Source organism: Streptomyces sp. NPDC006335 (assembly GCF_040612795.1).
Taxonomy (GTDB): domain Bacteria; phylum Actinomycetota; class Actinomycetes; order Streptomycetales; family Streptomycetaceae; genus Streptomyces.
In genome coordinates this window covers 432,103-447,289 of the sequence record NZ_JBEXQX010000001.1, presented here as the reverse complement: position 1 = coordinate 447,289, position 15,187 = coordinate 432,103, and the positions used below count along the sequence as shown (strand labels likewise).

The window sequence follows — 15,187 nt, the reverse complement described above, 5'->3', positions numbered from 1 at the left end:
ACCGTAGTCAGGAGTCCGTCATGAGCGAAGAGCTCCCCCCGTCCGACGCCGGAGACCGCGAGCCCGCGGACGCGGTGGACGAGGTACGGGCGACCGACGCCGACGCGTGGGCGACGGCGGTCGCGGAGGACCTCGCGGCGGAGAAGGCCCGCCGCCGCACCCAGTACGGCCCGCCCCCGGGCTCGGCCGCCGAGGAGCTGCGCAAGCTCGTCGACAACGTCGCCGAGAAGCTGTCCGGCCTCCAGTCCCCGCTGCTCGGGGGCATCGCGGGGCCCGCCGCCCAGCAGATGGTCAAGCAGGTCGTCCAGCAGGCCAAGGCCGCGGTCGAGCCCGTCATAGAGCGCAACCCGGACGTCTTCGACCACCTCGCCGCCGCCGGTGGCGAACTCCTCGCCGCCTACCGCTCCGCCGTCCAGGCCCAGGAACAGCGCTGGAGCCGGCGGGACGACACCCTGCGCGACAAGGGCGAGGACCCCGGCCCCGAGCGCATCGACTTGGACTGAAACCCCCTGACGGCAGGGCCTCGGGTACGGTTGGCCGTAGCGGGGCTCGACCGAAACTGAGGGATTCATGGGACTCACCATCGGCGTCGACATCGGCGGCACGAAGATCGCGGCCGGCGTGGTCGATGAGGAAGGCAACATCCTCTCGACCCACAAGGTGCCGACCCCGGGCACGGCCGAAGGCATCGTGGACGCGATCGCCTCGGCGGTGGAGGGCGCGCGCGCCGGGCACGACATCGTGGGCGTGGGCATCGGTGCGGCCGGATACGTCAACCGCCAGCGCTCGGAGGTCTACTTCGCCCCCAACATCCACTGGCGCAACGAGCCGCTGAAGGAGAAGGTCGAGACCCGTGTCGGCCTTCCGGTCGTCGTGGAGAACGACGCCAACGCGGCCGCGTGGGGCGAGTACAAGTTCGGCGCGGGCAAGGGCCACCGCAACGTCATCTGCATCACGCTCGGCACCGGCCTCGGCGGCGGCATCATCATCGGCAACAAGCTGCGTCGCGGCCACTTCGGGGTCGCGGCCGAGTTCGGCCACATCCGCATGGTCCCGGACGGTCTGCTGTGCGGCTGCGGCTCGCAGGGCTGCTGGGAGCAGTACGCGTCCGGCCGGGCGCTGGTGAGGTACGCCAAGCAGCGCGCCAACGCCACCCCGGAGAACGCCGAGATCCTCCTCGGTCTCGGCGACGGCAGCCCCGACGGCATCGAGGGCAAGCACATCTCCATGGCCGCCCGGCAGGGCGACCCGGTCGCCGTCGACTCCTACCGCGAGCTCGCCCGCTGGGCCGGCGCGGGCCTCGCCGACCTGGCCTCCCTCTTCGACCCGTCCGCCTTCATCGTCGGCGGCGGTCTCTCCGACGAGGGCGAACTGGTCCTGGACCCGATCCGCAAGTCCTACAAGCGCTGGCTGGTGGGCGGCAACTGGCGCCCGGTGGCCGACGTCATCGCCGCCCAACTGGGCAACAAGGCGGGCCTGGTGGGCGCGGCGGACCTGGCGAGAGAGCCCGACCCGATCATGTGACGACGACTTCTCCTCCAGAGGGGCGCGGGGAACCGCGCCCCTCCCTCTTGGGCGTACATTGATCCACATGGTTCCGGTCAAGGTCCTGAGCTACAACATCCGCTCCATGCGCGACGACACCGACGCCCTCGCCCGTGTCATCAGCGCCTGCGCACCAGACCTCGTACTGATCCAGGAAGCCCCCCGCTTCTTCCGCTGGCGCAAGAAACTGGCACGGCTGGCGTCGGCCTCAGGACTGGTCGTCCTCACCGGGGGCGGCAGCGCGGCCGGCCCCGCGATCCTCTGCGACCTCCGGGTCACCGTCGAGCGCACCGAGGACGTCCTGCTCCCCCTGACCCCGGGCCAGCACCGCCGAGGCTTCGCCACCGCCGTCGTACGGATCGGCGGCGCCCGGCTCGGCGTCCTGAGCTGCCACCTGTCGTTGCGGAAGGACGAGCGGTACGACCAGGCGGGCATGCTCCTCGACCGTCTCGCCGGGATGGGCGTGGACCACGCCGTGGCCGGGGGCGACCTCAACGAGCGCCCCGCCGGCCCCGCCTTCTCGCGTGTCGCGGACAGCCTTCAGGACTGCTGGGCGGGCGGCCCCACCGGCGGCGAGGACACCTGGACCCGCACCGAACCGCACCAGCGCATCGACGCGATCTTCGCCACCAAGGGCATCCAGGTGGTCGGCTGCGGAGTCCCCCACGATCTGCCCGGCATCACGGAGACAGACCTGAGGGCGGCCACCGACCACCTCCCGGTCCTGGCCACCCTCGAAGTCCCTGCCGGTTAGACGACCGCGCCCCGCCCGGGATCGCCGTCGTCCTCGTCGTCCGTCCGCATCCGCGCCACCAGTGTGACGAAGCCGCCCAGGAAGCCGCCGATCCCGACCGTGGCCAGCCACCACGTCATCTCCCAGCCGAGCAGCACCGCGAGCAGCAGCAGGACCGGCCCGCCCAGCACCCCCAGCCAGGCGAACTTCGCCGTGGGGTCGGCGGCGGGCAGCGGCGGCGGCTCCGGCGGCACGAAGTGACCCTCGTCGTCGTCCTCGAAGTCCTCCTCGGAGGGCTCCGGCGCGTTGTAGTCGCGCGGTCCGACACCGGGAGCGAAGGAGACGGAACCGCCCAGCGGCTTCGCCGGCTTCTCGTCCAGCTTCGGCTTGGGCTCCGTCTTCTCGGCCGCCGGCTCGTCGTTGGTCTCGGTCTCCAGCAGCGCGAGATCCTCCACCGACTTGAAGGGCTTGGTGCCCGGCGGGTCGGCCGGCTCCTCGCCGTACCCCGCGACGATGGCCGCCCACGCGGCCTCCTCGTCGAACGGGACGCGCTGCTCCTCCGGCTCGTGGCCCTCGCGGTCTTCGCGGTCGGAGTCGTGCTCAGCCACGGGCGGCCGTCCCTTCACTGCCGATGCCGGTGGTGTGCCGGCCGATGAACGCGAGGCTCTCGTCGAAAATCCGCTCCGCGTCATGGTCCAACGTCGCCACGTGGTAGCTCTGTTCCAGCACGATCTCAGTTACGTCCCTCGACGACACCCGGCTCAGCACGCGCGCGGAGTCGGCCGCCGGCACCACGTGGTCCTGGGTGCTGCGCAGCACCAGCAGCGGCTGCGTGACCTGCGGCAGCTCGCCGTCGACCTGGCGGAAGAAGGTCCGCAGGGAGTGCGCCGCGTGCAGCGGCACCTTGTCGTAGCCCAGCTCGACGCTGCCCTCCTTCCTGATGTCACTGGCGATCCCGGGCGCCGTACGGACGAAGTGGCGGGCCACCGGAAGGGCGTACGGCGCGAGGCCGTGCATGCGGTTCGCCGGGTTGACGACCACGACACCGCGCACCGCGTCCCCGTGCTTGGCGGCCAGCCTGAGGGCCAGGGTGCCGCCCATGGACAGGCCGGCCACGAACACGGAGGTGCAGCGCTCGGTCAGGGCGCGCAGCTCGCGGTCCACCTCGGCGTACCAGTCCTGCCAGCCGGTGAGGGCCATGTCCTGCCAGCGGGTGCCGTGCCCGGGCAGCAGCGGCAGGGAGACCGTCAGGCCGTGGTCGGCGAGGTGCTGGGCCCAGGGCCGCAGCGACTGGGGGGAACCGGTGAAGCCGTGGCACAGAAGGACACCGGCCTCCCCGCCCTCATGGCGGAACGGCTCGGCTCCGGGGAGGACCGGCACCTAGGTCTCCTGTTCATGAAAGAAGCGTGAGCAAGTCCAGGTGAGGTTCACCGTACGCGACCGCACTGACACCGACCAGGGCCGTCGGGCTGTTCGACGGGGCTCCGGGTTAAGGTCTGAACGACAGACACAGGAGGCACTCGGTTGTTGTACGGCACGATGAAGGTCGCCATCGGAGGACCGCTGAAGGTCGCCTTCAGGCCCTGGGTGGAAGGCCTGGAGAACATTCCCGCCGAGGGCCCCGCCATCCTGGCGAGCAACCACCTGTCGTTCTCCGACTCGTTCTTCCTGCCCGCGGTCCTCGACCGCAAGGTCACCTTCATCGCGAAGGCCGAGTACTTCACCACGCCCGGGGTGAAGGGCCGCCTCACGGCCGCCTTCTTCAAGGGCGTCGGCCAGCTCCCCGTGGACCGCTCCGGCGCGCGCGGCGCGGGCGAGGCGGCCATCAAGAGCGGCCTCGACGTCCTGGAGCGCGGCGAACTGTTCGGCATCTACCCCGAGGGCACGCGCTCGCCCGACGGGCGGCTCTACCGCGGCAAGCCCGGCGGCCTCGCGCGCGTGGCGCTCGCCAGCGGCGCCCCGGTGATCCCGGTCGCCATGATCGACACCGAGAAGATCCAGCCGCCCGGCAAGGTCATGCCCAAGCTGATGCGGCCGGGCATCCGCATCGGCGAGCCCCTGGACTTCAGCCGCTACCAGGGCATGGAGCACGACCGATTCGTGCTGCGCGCGGTGACCGACGAGGTCATGTACGAGATCATGAAGCTCTCCGGCCAGGAGTACGTCGACATCTACGCGACCGCGGCCAAGCGGCGGATCTCGGAAGCGGCGAAGGCAGCCAAGGCCGCTGTCGCGAAGGCCGACAAGGACAAGCCCTAGGATCCTGGGACACGCAGTCCGGGCCGGGGGTGGGGGAGATGGCCAAACAGGTACGCGTCATGCGCATGTCGGTCGAGCAGCCGCTGTGGCGTGCGCTGACCGGCTACCGGGTGCTCACCATGCTGTACGCGGTCGGCCTCTTCGCCAGCCGGTACGACGACTACGACCGGCCCGGCATCGCCATCGCCTACTACGTCGTCCTGTGCGTGTGGACGCTCGCCACCCTGCCCCGCGTCCAGAACGCGGCCGCGTGCACCAAGCGCTTCCTCGCCGTCGACCTCGCGATCGCGCTCACCGGCATCGTGCTGACCCCGCTGGTCGTCAACCAGCACCACATCGACAGCGGCGGTCCCACCCTGCCGTCGATATGGACCGCCGGTTCCGTCCTCGCCTTCGCCATCAAGGGCGGCTGGCGCTGGGCCGCGCTCGCCTCCACGCCGGTCGCCGCGGCCAACCTGATCGAGCGCGGCCACCCGGCCCGCGACACCGTCCACAACGTGATCCTCGTCTGGGTCGCCTCCATCGCCATCGGCTACGTCGTCGAGGTCGCCCGCGCCTCCGAGCGCACCCTCGCCCGCGCCCTGGAGATCGAGGCGGCGACCCGCGAGCGCGAGCGGCTGGCCCGGGACATCCACGACAGCGTCCTCCAGGTGCTCGCCATGGTGCAGCGCCGGGGCGCGGTGATCGGCGGCGAGGCGGCCGAGCTGGGCCGGATGGCCGGCGAGCAGGAAGTGGCGCTGCGCACCCTGGTCTCCGGCGGCCTGACGACCGCCTCCCGGGTGTCCGAGGACGTGACCCAGGGAGCCGTCGTCCACGTCGTCGACGACGAACCGGACGACGGGTCGGTCGACGGATCGCTCGACCTGCGCGCCCTGCTCGCCCCCCACGCCTCGGCGAAGGTCTCCCTCGTCGAGCCCGGCGCCCCCGTCCCGCTGCCCCCGCCCGCCGCGCGCGAGCTGGCCGCCGCCGTCGGAGCCGCCCTGGACAACGTGCACCGGCACGCCGGTGAGCACGCGCGCGCGTGGATCCTCGTCGAGGACGAGCCCGACGAGGTGATCGTGACCGTACGGGACGACGGGCCCGGCATCCCCGAGGGCCGGCTCGCGCAGGCCGAGGGCGAGGGGCGGCTCGGGGTGGCCCAGTCGATCCGGGGCCGGCTGCGCGACCTCGGCGGCAGCGCCGAGCTGATCTCGCCTCCGGGGCAGGGCACGGAGGTCGAGCTGAAGGTACCGAAGGTCTCACGGGGGAAGGCAGGACAGCGATGAACGACAAGGACCCGATCAAGGTGATGGTGGTCGACGACCACCCCATGTGGCGCGACGCCGTCGCCCGGGACCTGGCCGAGTCCGGCCTCGACGTGGTCGCCACCGCCGGCGACGGCGACCAGGCCGTACGCCGGGCCAAGGCGGCGAACCCCGACGTGCTGGTCCTCGACCTGAACCTGCCGGTGAAGCCGGGCGTCCAGGTCTGCAAGGAGCTCGTCGGCCACAACCCGGCCCTGCGCGTCCTCGTGCTGTCGGCGAGCGGTGAGCACGCCGACGTCCTGGAGGCCGTGAAGTCGGGCGCGACCGGCTATCTGCTGAAGTCGGCGTCGACCGAGGAACTCCTGGACGCGGTCCGCCGCACGGCCGTCGGCGACCCCGTCTTCACGCCCGGCCTCGCCGGTCTCGTCCTCGGCGAGTACCGCCGCCTGGCCTCCGACCCCGCGCCCGCCTCCGACCCCGACCAGCCGAGGGCCCCGCAGCTCACCGAGCGCGAGACCGAGGTGCTGCGCCTGGTCGCCAAGGGCCTGAGCTACAAGCAGATCGCCGAACGTCTGGTCATCTCCCACCGCACGGTCCAGAACCACGTCCAGAACACCCTCGGCAAGCTGCAACTCCACAACAGGGTCGAACTCGTCCGCTACGCCATCGAACGAGGCCTCGACGACGAGTGAGACGGGCGTCACACTGACCCTTCGTCAGGCACCTGCGGCGAAGGGACCTTTCCATGCGCGTCGGAGTACTGACCGGAGGCGGCGACTGCCCCGGCCTCAACGCCGTCATCCGGGCCATAGTCCGCAAGGGCGTACAGGAGTACGGCTATGACTTCACCGGCTTCCGGGACGGCTGGCGGGGTCCACTGGAAGACCGCACCGTGCGTCTCGACATCCCGGCCGTCCGAGGCATCCTGCCCCGCGGCGGCACCATCCTCGGCTCCTCGCGCACCAACCCGCTCAAGCAGGAGGACGGCATCCGACGCATCCAGGAGAACCTGGCCGCGCGGGAGATCGAGGCGCTGATAGCGATCGGCGGCGAGGACACGCTCGGGGTCGCCGCGGAGCTCTCCGACCGGCACGGCATCCCCTGCGTCGGCGTACCGAAGACCATCGACAACGACCTCTCCGCCACCGACTACACCTTCGGCTTCGACACCGCGGTCGGCATCGCCACGGAGGCCATCGACCGGCTGCACACCACCGCCGAGTCCCATATGCGCGTCCTGGTCTGCGAGGTGATGGGCCGTCATGCCGGCTGGATCGCCCTGCACTCCGGGCTCGCGGGCGGCGCCAACGTCATCCTCATCCCCGAGCAGCGCTTCGACGTCGACCAGGTGTGTGCCTGGATCACCTCCCGCTTCAGGGCGTCGTACGCCCCGATCGTGGTCGTCGCCGAGGGAGCCATGCCGAAGGACGGCGACATGGTCCTCAAGGACGAGTCGCTCGACTCCTTCGGACACGTGCGGCTGTCCGGGGTCGGCGAGTGGCTGGCCAAGCAGATCGAGAAGCGCACCGGCAAGGAGGCCCGCACGACCGTCCTCGGGCACATCCAACGCGGCGGCACCCCCAGCGCCTTCGACCGCTGGCTCGCCACCCGCTTCGGCCTGCACGCCATCGACGCCGTCCGCGACGGGGACTTCGGCAAGATGGTCGCCCTGCGCGGCACCGACATCGTGCGGGTGCCGATCGCGGAGGCGACGGCACGGCTCAAGACGGTCGACCCGAAGCTGTACGAGGAGGTCGGGGTGTTCTTCGGCTGAGGCCGACCCGGCAGGGCGGGGTTGTGGGCCGTATATTCGGCCCATAACCCACCAGAAGGGGAGCCGTTTTCCGTGGAGATCCTGGCGTTCGGTGTGCAGGCCGACGAGAAGCCCCTGATCGAGAACGCGTTCGCCGGGCACCACGAGGTCCGCTGCCTGGACGTCTTCCTCAACGAGGACACCGTCCCCATCGCCTCCGGTTACGAGGTCGTCTCCACGAGCGTCAACGCCGAACTCGGCGCCCGCGTCCTGGAGGTCCTCGCGGCGGGCGGCACGCGCATGGTCGCCCAGCGCTCCACCGGCTACAACAACATCGACCTGGGGGCCGCCGAGCGCCTCGGCCTGACGATCGCCCGGGTGTCGTACTACTCGCCGTACTCGGTCGCCGAGTTCGCCTGGACCCTCGCCATGGCGGTCAACCGCCGTGTCGTGCGCGCCTCCACGCGCACGCGTGACTTCGACTTCCGCCTCCACGGGCTGATGGGCCGTGACATGCACGGCCGTACCGTGGGCGTCCTCGGCACCGGCAAGATCGGCGAGGCCTTCACCCGGATCGCCCACGGCTTCGGCATGCGGCTGCTCGGCTGGGACGTCACCGAGAACCCCGTCTGCCGGGAGCTCGGCATGGAGTACGTCCCGAAGGAACAACTCCTCGCCGAGTCCGACCTCATCAGCCTGCACGTCCCGCTGATGCCGGAGACCACCCACCTCCTCGACGCCGACGCCCTGAAGGCGATGAAGGACGACGCGATCCTGGTCAACTCCAGCCGCGGCGGCCTCATCGACACCGCGGCCCTCGTCACCGAACTGCGCGCCGGCCGCTTCGCGGGCGTCGGCCTCGACGTGTACGAGGCGGAGGCGGGCCTGTTCTACGTCGACCGGTCCCTGGAGGCCATCGAGGACGACACCCTGGCCCGCCTGGTCACCTTCCCGAACGTCCTGGTCACCTCCCACCAGGCCTACTACACCGAAGACGCCGTCGGCCAGATCATCGACGCCACGGTGAAGAACGTCCTCGACTACGAGGCGGGCCGCCGCTCCGAGAACGTGCTGGTACCCCGCAGCTGAGCCACCAGCTCCCGTACGACGGCGGCGCCGTTCAGCGTCAGGACCGACTCGGGGTGGAACTGCACACCGGCGAAGCCCGGCCCGCGCAGGGCATGGACCTCGTGCGTGCCGCTCCGGCTCACCTCGATGCCGTGCGCGGCCAGCTCCCGGGCGTCCTCGTCGTCGCAGCGCGCCACGAAGCTGTTGTAGAAGCCGACGGTCTCGGGCCGCCCGAACAGGTCGACGGTCGTCTGCGCGCCCTGGTACGGCACTTCCTTGCGGACGATCCCGAGCCCCAGCTCGGCCGCAATCAGCTCATGGCCGAGGCAGACACCGAGCACCCCGTGCCGGTGGCCGCGGAGGACGTCGGCGGTCAGGGCGCGCAGGAACCGCATCTTGGGATCGTCGAGATCGGAGGGATCGCCGGGACCGGGGCCGAGCACGACGGGCCCCTCGTGCGCGAGCACGGCGTCCCTGAGGCCCGGTTCGTCGTAGCGCCGAACGGTCACGTCCAGCCCGCCCGAACGCAAAACGTGCGCCAGCATCGAGGTGAAGGTGTCCTCGCCGTCGACCACGAGGGCGTGACCTTCGAGCTCGTCCGACCGCTCCTGCATCCGCAGCCAGAACGGGGCGAGGTTCGTGCGCCGCCCGTCGAGCGCGGCACGCACGCGTGGATCGTCGGCGAGACTCACGCGCGCGTGCTCCGCACGGGGCCGCGACGGCCGTACGCCGAGAGCCGCCAGCACCCCCGCCGCCTTCGCGTGGGTCTCTGCGACCTCGCTCGCCGGGTCCGAACCGCGCACGAGGGTCGCGCCGACCGGGACCCGCAGGCGGCCGTCGCCGGCGATGTCGGCCGTGCGGATGAGGATGGGGGAGTCCAGGGTCTGCGCCCCGCCGGAATCCCGGCCGAGCAGCGCCAGCGCCCCCGCGTAGTAGCCGCGCCCGCCGACCTCGTGCCGCTCGATGACCCGGCAGGCGTTCTGCACGGGCGAGCCGGTGACGGTGGCCGCGAACATGGTCTCCTTCAGGACCTCCCGCACGTCCAGCGAGGACTTGCCGCGCAGTTCGTACTCGGTGTGCGCGAGGTGGGCCATCTCCTTCAGCCGGGGCCCGACGACCACGCCGCCCATGTCGCCGACGGTGCACATCATCTTGAGCTCCTCGTCGACGACCATCGACAGCTCCTCGATCTCCTTGCCGTCGGCGAGGAAGTCGAGCAGGTGCTCGGGGGTCGGACCCTCGGCGGGATAGCGGTACGTCCCGCTGATCGGGTTCATGACGACGGTCCCGCCGGTCATCCGGACGTGCACCTCGGGGCTCGCGCCGACCAGGGTGCGCTCGCCGGTGTGCACGACGAAGGTCCAGTACGCGCCCCGCTCGCCCACCAGGAGCCGCCGGAACAGCGCGAGGGCGTCCGCGCGGGAGAATCCCGGGATCTCACCCTCGTAGGTCCGCCGGATCACGAAGTTGGCGCCCTCACCGCGCCCGATCTCCTCGCGCAGCACGCGCCCGACGATCCCGGCGTACTCCTCGTCGGGGACGTCGAAGCCGCCGTTCTCGACGCGGACGTCGTGTGCGGGCAGCTGGTCGAGGGCCTCCCGAAGGGACAGCGAGTGCGTCTCCTCGGGCGTCAGCACCGCGAGCGGCGTCCCGTCGTCCCGTACGTCGAAGCCGCGCTCGCGGATCTGTCGGAACGGAACGAGCGCGAGGCCCTCGTCGGGCAGGTCGGCGAGGCGGTCACAGGTGCTGACAGGGCCGATGAGCAGTTCCACGGTGTTCTCGTCGTGGCCGGGGGTGCGGCGGCGGATCAGCGCGAACGGACGGTCGTCGCCCACCAGGTGTGTCAGGTCCATGGTTCCTCAGCTCTCGATGACTCGATGTCGGTGAGGAACGACCCCGGAAACGCCGAAGGCCGCCCCTCGGGCGGCCTTCGCGAAGTCTTGCGTACGCGCAGTCAGTGGGCCGCCGGATGAGCGGTCCACCACCAGTTCTGGGTCGAGTGCGCGAACATGAGCCGCACCCTACCCCATGCGCACCTGAGCGGGCCCGTGTCTCACCTGTCGAGCCGTGCGAAAACGACTCGACACGACCCCGTAATGTGGAGGGCGTGACCGTGAACGCTAAGACCAGCGCGAGCGCTGGCAACACCTGGCGAGACCTGCCCGCGGCGCAGCAGCCCGAGTACCCCGACACCGAGGCTCTGCGCGCAGTGATCGCGGACCTCGAGTCGTATCCGCCGCTCGTCTTCGCGGGCGAGTGCGACCAGCTGCGCGCCCGGATGGCGGCCGTCGCCAAGGGAGAGGCGTTCCTCCTCCAGGGCGGCGACTGCGCCGAGGCCTTCGACGCCGTGTCCGCGGACCACATCCGCAACAAGCTCAAGACCCTGCTCCAGATGGGCGCCGTGCTGACGTACGCCGCCTCGGTGCCGGTCGTGAAGGTCGGCCGCATCGCCGGCCAGTACTCCAAGCCGCGCTCCAAGGGCACCGAGACCCGCGACGGCGTGACGCTGCCGACGTACCGCGGCGACTCGGTCAACGGCTTCGAGTTCAACGAGAAGGCCCGCATCCCGGACCCCGAGCGGCTGAAGCGGATGTACAACGCCTCCGCCTCCACGCTCAACCTGGTGCGCGCCTTCACCACCGGCGGCTACGCCGACCTGCGCCAGGTGCACGCCTGGAACCAGGACTTCGTGAAGTCGTCCCCCTCCGGCCAGCGCTACGAGCAGCTCGCCCGGGAGATCGACCAGGCGCTGAACTTCATGCGGGCCTGCGGGACCGACCCGGAGGAGTTCAAGACCGTCGAGTTCTACTCCTCTCACGAGGCGCTGCTGCTGGACTACGAGTCGGCGCTCACCCGCGTCGACTCGCGCACCGGGCGGCTGTACGACGTCTCCGCGCACATGGTGTGGATCGGTGAGCGCACCCGGCAGCTGGACCACGCGCACATCGAGTTCGCCTCGCAGATCCGCAACCCGATCGGCATCAAGCTCGGCCCGACGACCACGGCCGAGGAGGCGCTGCAGTACATCGAGCGCCTCGACCCCGACCGCGAGCCCGGCCGCCTGACCTTCATCGTCCGCATGGGCGCCGACAAGGTCCGCGACAAGCTGCCCGAGCTGGTCGAGAAGGTCACCGCCTCCGGCGCGACCGTCGCCTGGATCACCGACCCGATGCACGGCAACACCTACGAGGCTGCCTCCGGCCACAAGACCCGCCGCTTCGACGACGTGCTCGACGAGGTCAAGGGCTTCTTCGAGGTCCACAAGGGCCTCGGCACCCACCCGGGCGGCATCCACGTCGAGCTCACCGGCGACGACGTCACCGAGTGCGTGGGCGGCGGCGACGAGATCTTCGTCGACGACCTGCACCAGCGCTACGAGACGGCCTGCGACCCGAGGCTCAACCGCAGCCAGTCGCTCGACCTGGCGTTCCTCGTCGCGGAGATGTACCGGGACCAGTGAGTCCTTGAGACGGCTGTGGGGCGCGGATCACATACGATCCGCGCCCCACACCACTTTTGTGGCCACCGGGCGCCGGGTAAGGTTAGGTTAGCCTTAACGATCCCGGCAGGAGGTGAATCCGCGTGTACGTCTGCAGCTGCTTCGGTGTGACCGAGACGCAGGTCAAGCAACACGCGGAGAACGGCGCCTGCACGCCGCGCCAGATAGCCTCCGCCTGCAAAGCGGGCACCGACTGCGGTTCCTGCGTACGGCGCATCCAGGCGATCCTGGGCCGGGGCGCGTGCCCGCGTCCTGAACTCGTCGAGCGTCCTGAACTCGCCGCTCTGGACGAGGCCGCCTAGCTCTCCGGCTGCTCGATCAGCTGCGCGATGTAGAGCGCCTCACCGAGCTTCTCCAGCAGTTCCAGCTGGGTGTCGAGATAGTCGATGTGGTGTTCCTCGTCGGCGAGGATCGACTCGAAGATGTTCGCCGAGGTGATGTCGCCCTTGGCGCGCATCACCTCGATACCGCGCTTGAGGCGGTCGATGGCCTCGACCTCGACCTGCCGGTCTGCCTCGAACATCTCCTTGACGGTCTGGCCCACCCGCACGTGGAACAGCCGCTGGTAGTTCGGCAGCCCCTCCAGGAAGAGGATGCGGTCGGTGAGCACCTCGGCGTGCTTCATCTCGTCGAACGACTCGTGCCGCGTGTACTTCGCGAGCTTCGTCCAGCCGAAGTTCTCCTGCATCTTCGCGTGCAGGAAGTACTGGTTGATCGCGGTGAGCTCGCCGGTGAGCTGCTCGTTGAGGAATTCGATGACCTCGGGGTCGCCCTGCATCGCAGAGGCTCCTTCCAACCGTGGGGAACTGGCAGGCTGCGCCGCATCCTTGCACCGCCGAAGAAGATCGTCCAGTAAGTCTTCACTTAGTAAGTAAGGGCATGCTTAGTCCGATTTGAGACGTGTAGGGAGGGGGTTGGTCAGGCGCATCCCCTCGGGTCTGTCAGGATGGAAGGCATGGGTCAGCCGGTGGAGCGGGAGAGTGGAGAAGCGGCGCACTCCGAGCTTCCGCCGGGGCAGCGACTGCAGCGCGGCTGGCCCGTCACGCACTACGGCCCCGTTCCCAAGTTCCGGCCCGAGCGCTGGGAGTTCCGGGTCTTCGGCGCCACCGCGGACGACGAGAAACACTGCTGGAACCACGAGGAGTTCACGGCGCTGCCGTACACCACCGTCGTGGGCGACCTGCACTGTGTGACGAAGTTCAGCATGCTCGGCGCCGAGTGGGGTGGCATTCCCGCCCGCACCATCCTGGAGATCGCCCCGCCCGCGCCCACGGTCACCCATGTGATGGTCTGGGCCGAGTACGGCTTCAGCTCCAACCTGCGTCTCGCGGACTTCGCGTCCGAGCGCACGATCTTCGCCACCCACAAGGACGGGGAGCTGCTGACCGCGGAGCACGGCTTCCCGCTCCGGCTGGTCGTCCCCCATCTGTACGCCTGGAAGGGGCCCAAATGGGTCCGGGGTGTGGAGTACATGACCGCCGACCGGCGCGGGTTCTGGGAGGAGCGCGGCTACCACAACGTCGGCGACCCCTGGAAGGAACAGCGGTACTCGTACCAGGAGGAGCCGGGGGACGGCCCCGAGCTGTGAGGCTCAGTGGCCGTGGTGCTGGTGGACCACGGCATGTCCCTTGCCGCGGCCGATCATCCACTTGTTGACCGGCACGGTGACGACGAACGCGATGACCAGCGAGATCGCCAGCGACACCCAGAACAGCAGGTCGGCGAGTTCCGCGTCCATGGCGTCCGGCCACAGGGCGATCACGCCGTTGTCGATCAGCTCCATCACGGCGATGGACAGGGTGTCGGCGGCCAGGGCCACCCGGAGCGCGGCCCGGAAGTCCAGGCCGGCCTTCAGAGCACCGCGCAGGGTGAGCGAGTAACCGAAGAAGAAGGCCAGGGCGATCGCCAGTACGGTCGTCGGCAGGTTGTCCCAGCCCAGCGCGGTACCGATGACCATGCCGAGCACCTCGCCGATGGCGCAGCCGGTGAGGCAGTGGAGGGTGGCCTGGACGGCGGTGGACCATCCGTTCGCCTGGTGCTGCACGATTGCCCCCGATGTCAGGTGCGGTTCCTGTGCCCAACACCAACCTTATACCCCCTAGGGGTATTCCCGTCAGGGCTGCCGCGTTATCCGTCCCGAAGTTTCTTCAGGCGCTCCACGTCCGCCGCATGGCCTTCCTTGCCGCCGGGCGTCTCGATGATCAGAGGGACGCCCTCGGTGGCCGGGTGGGTCATCAGGGCGCGGAACGGGTCCTCGCCGATGTGGCCGGAACCGATGTTCTCGTGGCGGTCCTTGTGCGCGCCGACCACGTCCTTGGAGTCGTTGGCGTGGATCAGCTTCAGCCGGCCCTCGCCGACCGTGTCCACCAGCAGGTCCAGTGTCTGGTGCATACCGCTCGGACCGGTCAGGTCGTGGCCGGCGGCGAAGATGTGGCAGGTGTCCAGGCAGACACCCAGCTTCGGATGGGCGTCCAACGCCTCGAAGTACGGGCCGAAGTCCCAGGTCCGGGAGCAGAGCGAGGAGCCCTGACCGGCCGTCGACTCCAGCAGCAGATACGGGTCGTCGTCATGGGTGAGCTCGTCGAGGAGCGGCAACAGGTACTCGCGCACCTGCTTCAGGGCCACGGAACGGGCCCGGCCGCCCGTCGCGCTGCCGGTGTGCACGACGACACCGAGCGCGCCGATCTCCCGCCCGCGCCTGAGGGAGTGCCGGAGCGAGTCGACCGACCTCTCCACGGTCGCCTCGGTGTGCGAGCCGAAGTTGATCAGGTACGGCGCGTGGACGTACGCCGGGATCGCCCGCTGCGCGCAGGCCTCCCGGAACGCCTCGTCCTGGCGGGGGTTTCCGGCGGGGGTGGCCCAGCCGCGCGGGTTGGCGACGAAGACCTGCACGGTCTCGGCGTCCAGGTCCTGGGCGTACGAGAGGCCCACCGAGTGGAGGCCGCCGGCCACGGGGACGTGGCCGCCGACGGGGTTGCGCTGAGTTGTCACCGGTCAAGGGTGCCATTGCCTGCGGCGCATGTGCGGGTCGCCCCAGGGTGTGGGTCGATTGGCCGGATTGCGGGTGCGGGTCGGTGGGGGCTGGC

At 70.3% G+C, this 15,187-nt stretch carries 18 protein-coding genes; 11 read left to right on the top strand and 7 right to left on the bottom strand.

Annotated features, from left to right (window positions below; translation table 11 throughout):
* The first annotated feature begins 20 nt into the window (after nt 1-20).
* The 3 genes from ABZ098_RS02090 to ABZ098_RS02080 all read left to right on the top strand — a co-directional run bounded on the left by ABZ098_RS02090 (nt 21) and on the right by ABZ098_RS02080 (nt 2,299).
* On the top strand, nt 21-503 hold the full coding sequence (locus tag ABZ098_RS02090) for a DUF5304 domain-containing protein (RefSeq protein ID WP_356586295.1): 483 nt from the start codon (nt 21-23) through the stop codon (nt 501-503).
* 67 nt (nt 504-570) lie between these two features.
* Nucleotides 571-1,524, top strand: a complete 954-nt coding sequence (locus ABZ098_RS02085; RefSeq protein ID WP_007381458.1) for an ROK family glucokinase — start codon at nt 571-573, stop codon at nt 1,522-1,524.
* A 67-nt stretch (nt 1,525-1,591) separates the two neighbouring features.
* Entirely contained in the window at nt 1,592-2,299 is a 708-nt protein-coding gene (locus tag ABZ098_RS02080; protein ID WP_356586293.1) for an endonuclease/exonuclease/phosphatase family protein, read from the top strand.
* Here the strand turns inward: ABZ098_RS02080 and ABZ098_RS02075 are convergent.
* Entirely contained in the window at nt 2,296-2,886 is a 591-nt protein-coding gene (locus ABZ098_RS02075; RefSeq protein ID WP_356586291.1) for a hypothetical protein, read from the bottom strand. The genes ABZ098_RS02080 and ABZ098_RS02075 overlap by 4 nt on opposite strands.
* Nucleotides 2,879-3,658, bottom strand: a complete 780-nt coding sequence (locus ABZ098_RS02070) for an alpha/beta fold hydrolase (RefSeq protein ID WP_356586289.1) — start codon at nt 3,656-3,658, stop codon at nt 2,879-2,881. The genes ABZ098_RS02075 and ABZ098_RS02070 overlap by 8 nt, the downstream gene beginning before the upstream one ends.
* A gap of 144 nt (nt 3,659-3,802) precedes the next feature.
* On the opposite strand from ABZ098_RS02070, the gene ABZ098_RS02065 reads away from it, so the two are divergent.
* The 5 genes from ABZ098_RS02065 to ABZ098_RS02045 all read left to right on the top strand — a co-directional run bounded on the left by ABZ098_RS02065 (nt 3,803) and on the right by ABZ098_RS02045 (nt 8,623).
* On the top strand, nt 3,803-4,537 hold the full coding sequence (locus ABZ098_RS02065) for a lysophospholipid acyltransferase family protein (protein ID WP_356586287.1): 735 nt from the start codon (nt 3,803-3,805) through the stop codon (nt 4,535-4,537).
* A gap of 38 nt (nt 4,538-4,575) precedes the next feature.
* On the top strand, nt 4,576-5,802 hold the full coding sequence (locus ABZ098_RS02060; protein WP_356586285.1) for a DUF5931 domain-containing protein: 1,227 nt from the start codon (nt 4,576-4,578) through the stop codon (nt 5,800-5,802).
* Nucleotides 5,799-6,473: a response regulator transcription factor gene (locus ABZ098_RS02055; protein WP_356586283.1), complete on the top strand. Its 675-nt coding sequence runs from the start codon at nt 5,799-5,801 to the stop codon at nt 6,471-6,473. The genes ABZ098_RS02060 and ABZ098_RS02055 overlap by 4 nt, the downstream gene beginning before the upstream one ends.
* A gap of 53 nt (nt 6,474-6,526) precedes the next feature.
* Complete coding sequence (locus tag ABZ098_RS02050; RefSeq protein ID WP_356586281.1) at nt 6,527-7,555, top strand: 6-phosphofructokinase; 1,029 nt, start codon at nt 6,527-6,529, stop codon at nt 7,553-7,555.
* A 72-nt stretch (nt 7,556-7,627) separates the two neighbouring features.
* Nucleotides 7,628-8,623 carry a 2-hydroxyacid dehydrogenase gene (locus tag ABZ098_RS02045; RefSeq protein WP_356586279.1) on the top strand — a complete coding sequence of 332 codons (996 nt, stop codon included), beginning with the start codon at nt 7,628-7,630 and terminating at the stop codon, nt 8,621-8,623.
* Here ABZ098_RS02045 and ABZ098_RS02040 read toward each other — a convergent pair.
* Both ABZ098_RS02040 and ABZ098_RS02035 read right to left on the bottom strand, forming a co-directional pair.
* Nucleotides 8,575-10,455, bottom strand: coding sequence for an anthranilate synthase family protein (locus ABZ098_RS02040; protein WP_356586277.1), 1,881 nt, complete (start codon nt 10,453-10,455; stop codon nt 8,575-8,577). The genes ABZ098_RS02045 and ABZ098_RS02040 overlap by 49 nt on opposite strands.
* A gap of 101 nt (nt 10,456-10,556) precedes the next feature.
* Nucleotides 10,557-10,613: a trp operon leader peptide gene (locus tag ABZ098_RS02035; protein WP_071528813.1), complete on the bottom strand. Its 57-nt coding sequence runs from the start codon at nt 10,611-10,613 to the stop codon at nt 10,557-10,559.
* Nucleotides 10,614-10,709: 96 nt separating this feature from the next.
* Here ABZ098_RS02035 and ABZ098_RS02030 point away from each other — a divergent pair, with 96 nt between their 5' ends.
* Both ABZ098_RS02030 and ABZ098_RS02025 read left to right on the top strand, forming a co-directional pair.
* Nucleotides 10,710-12,062: a class II 3-deoxy-7-phosphoheptulonate synthase gene (locus ABZ098_RS02030; protein WP_037719500.1), complete on the top strand. Its 1,353-nt coding sequence runs from the start codon at nt 10,710-10,712 to the stop codon at nt 12,060-12,062.
* 122 nt (nt 12,063-12,184) lie between these two features.
* Nucleotides 12,185-12,403 (top strand): (2Fe-2S)-binding protein, encoded by a 219-nt coding sequence (locus ABZ098_RS02025; protein WP_356586275.1) that lies wholly within the window; start codon nt 12,185-12,187, stop codon nt 12,401-12,403.
* Here the strand turns inward: ABZ098_RS02025 and bfr are convergent.
* Nucleotides 12,400-12,879 (bottom strand): bacterioferritin, encoded by a 480-nt coding sequence (bfr, locus tag ABZ098_RS02020; protein ID WP_007381448.1) that lies wholly within the window; start codon nt 12,877-12,879, stop codon nt 12,400-12,402. The genes ABZ098_RS02025 and bfr overlap by 4 nt on opposite strands.
* A gap of 177 nt (nt 12,880-13,056) precedes the next feature.
* Here bfr and ABZ098_RS02015 point away from each other — a divergent pair, with 177 nt between their 5' ends.
* Nucleotides 13,057-13,689, top strand: coding sequence for a sulfite oxidase-like oxidoreductase (locus ABZ098_RS02015; RefSeq protein WP_356586273.1), 633 nt, complete (start codon nt 13,057-13,059; stop codon nt 13,687-13,689).
* Between the two features lie 3 nt (nt 13,690-13,692).
* On the opposite strand, the gene ABZ098_RS02010 is transcribed toward ABZ098_RS02015, so the two are convergent.
* Together ABZ098_RS02010 and ABZ098_RS02005 are read right to left on the bottom strand one after the other, a co-directional pair.
* Nucleotides 13,693-14,145 carry a DUF4396 domain-containing protein gene (locus ABZ098_RS02010; RefSeq protein WP_356586271.1) on the bottom strand — a complete coding sequence of 151 codons (453 nt, stop codon included), beginning with the start codon at nt 14,143-14,145 and terminating at the stop codon, nt 13,693-13,695.
* A gap of 83 nt (nt 14,146-14,228) precedes the next feature.
* Nucleotides 14,229-15,092, bottom strand: coding sequence for a deoxyribonuclease IV (locus ABZ098_RS02005; protein ID WP_356586269.1), 864 nt, complete (start codon nt 15,090-15,092; stop codon nt 14,229-14,231).
* Between the last annotated feature and the right edge of the window lie 95 nt (nt 15,093-15,187).

What these genes read in the sequence shown, in the direction of transcription:
- ABZ098_RS02050 (WP_356586281.1), top strand. Translation starts at nt 6,527, where the DNA reads ATGCGCGTCGGAGTACTGACCGGAGGCGGCGACTGCCCCGGCCTCAAC.
- ABZ098_RS02080 (WP_356586293.1), top strand. Translation starts at nt 1,592, where the DNA reads ATGGTTCCGGTCAAGGTCCTGAGCTACAACATCCGCTCCATGCGCGAC.
- ABZ098_RS02055 (WP_356586283.1), top strand. Translation starts at nt 5,799, where the DNA reads ATGAACGACAAGGACCCGATCAAGGTGATGGTGGTCGACGACCACCCC.
- bfr (WP_007381448.1), bottom strand. Translation starts at nt 12,879, where the DNA reads ATGCAGGGCGACCCCGAGGTCATCGAATTCCTCAACGAGCAGCTCACC.
- ABZ098_RS02060 (WP_356586285.1), top strand. Translation starts at nt 4,576, where the DNA reads ATGGCCAAACAGGTACGCGTCATGCGCATGTCGGTCGAGCAGCCGCTG.
- ABZ098_RS02085 (WP_007381458.1), top strand. Translation starts at nt 571, where the DNA reads ATGGGACTCACCATCGGCGTCGACATCGGCGGCACGAAGATCGCGGCC.
- ABZ098_RS02090 (WP_356586295.1), top strand. Translation starts at nt 21, where the DNA reads ATGAGCGAAGAGCTCCCCCCGTCCGACGCCGGAGACCGCGAGCCCGCG.
- ABZ098_RS02040 (WP_356586277.1), bottom strand. Translation starts at nt 10,455, where the DNA reads ATGGACCTGACACACCTGGTGGGCGACGACCGTCCGTTCGCGCTGATC.
- ABZ098_RS02015 (WP_356586273.1), top strand. Translation starts at nt 13,057, where the DNA reads ATGGGTCAGCCGGTGGAGCGGGAGAGTGGAGAAGCGGCGCACTCCGAG.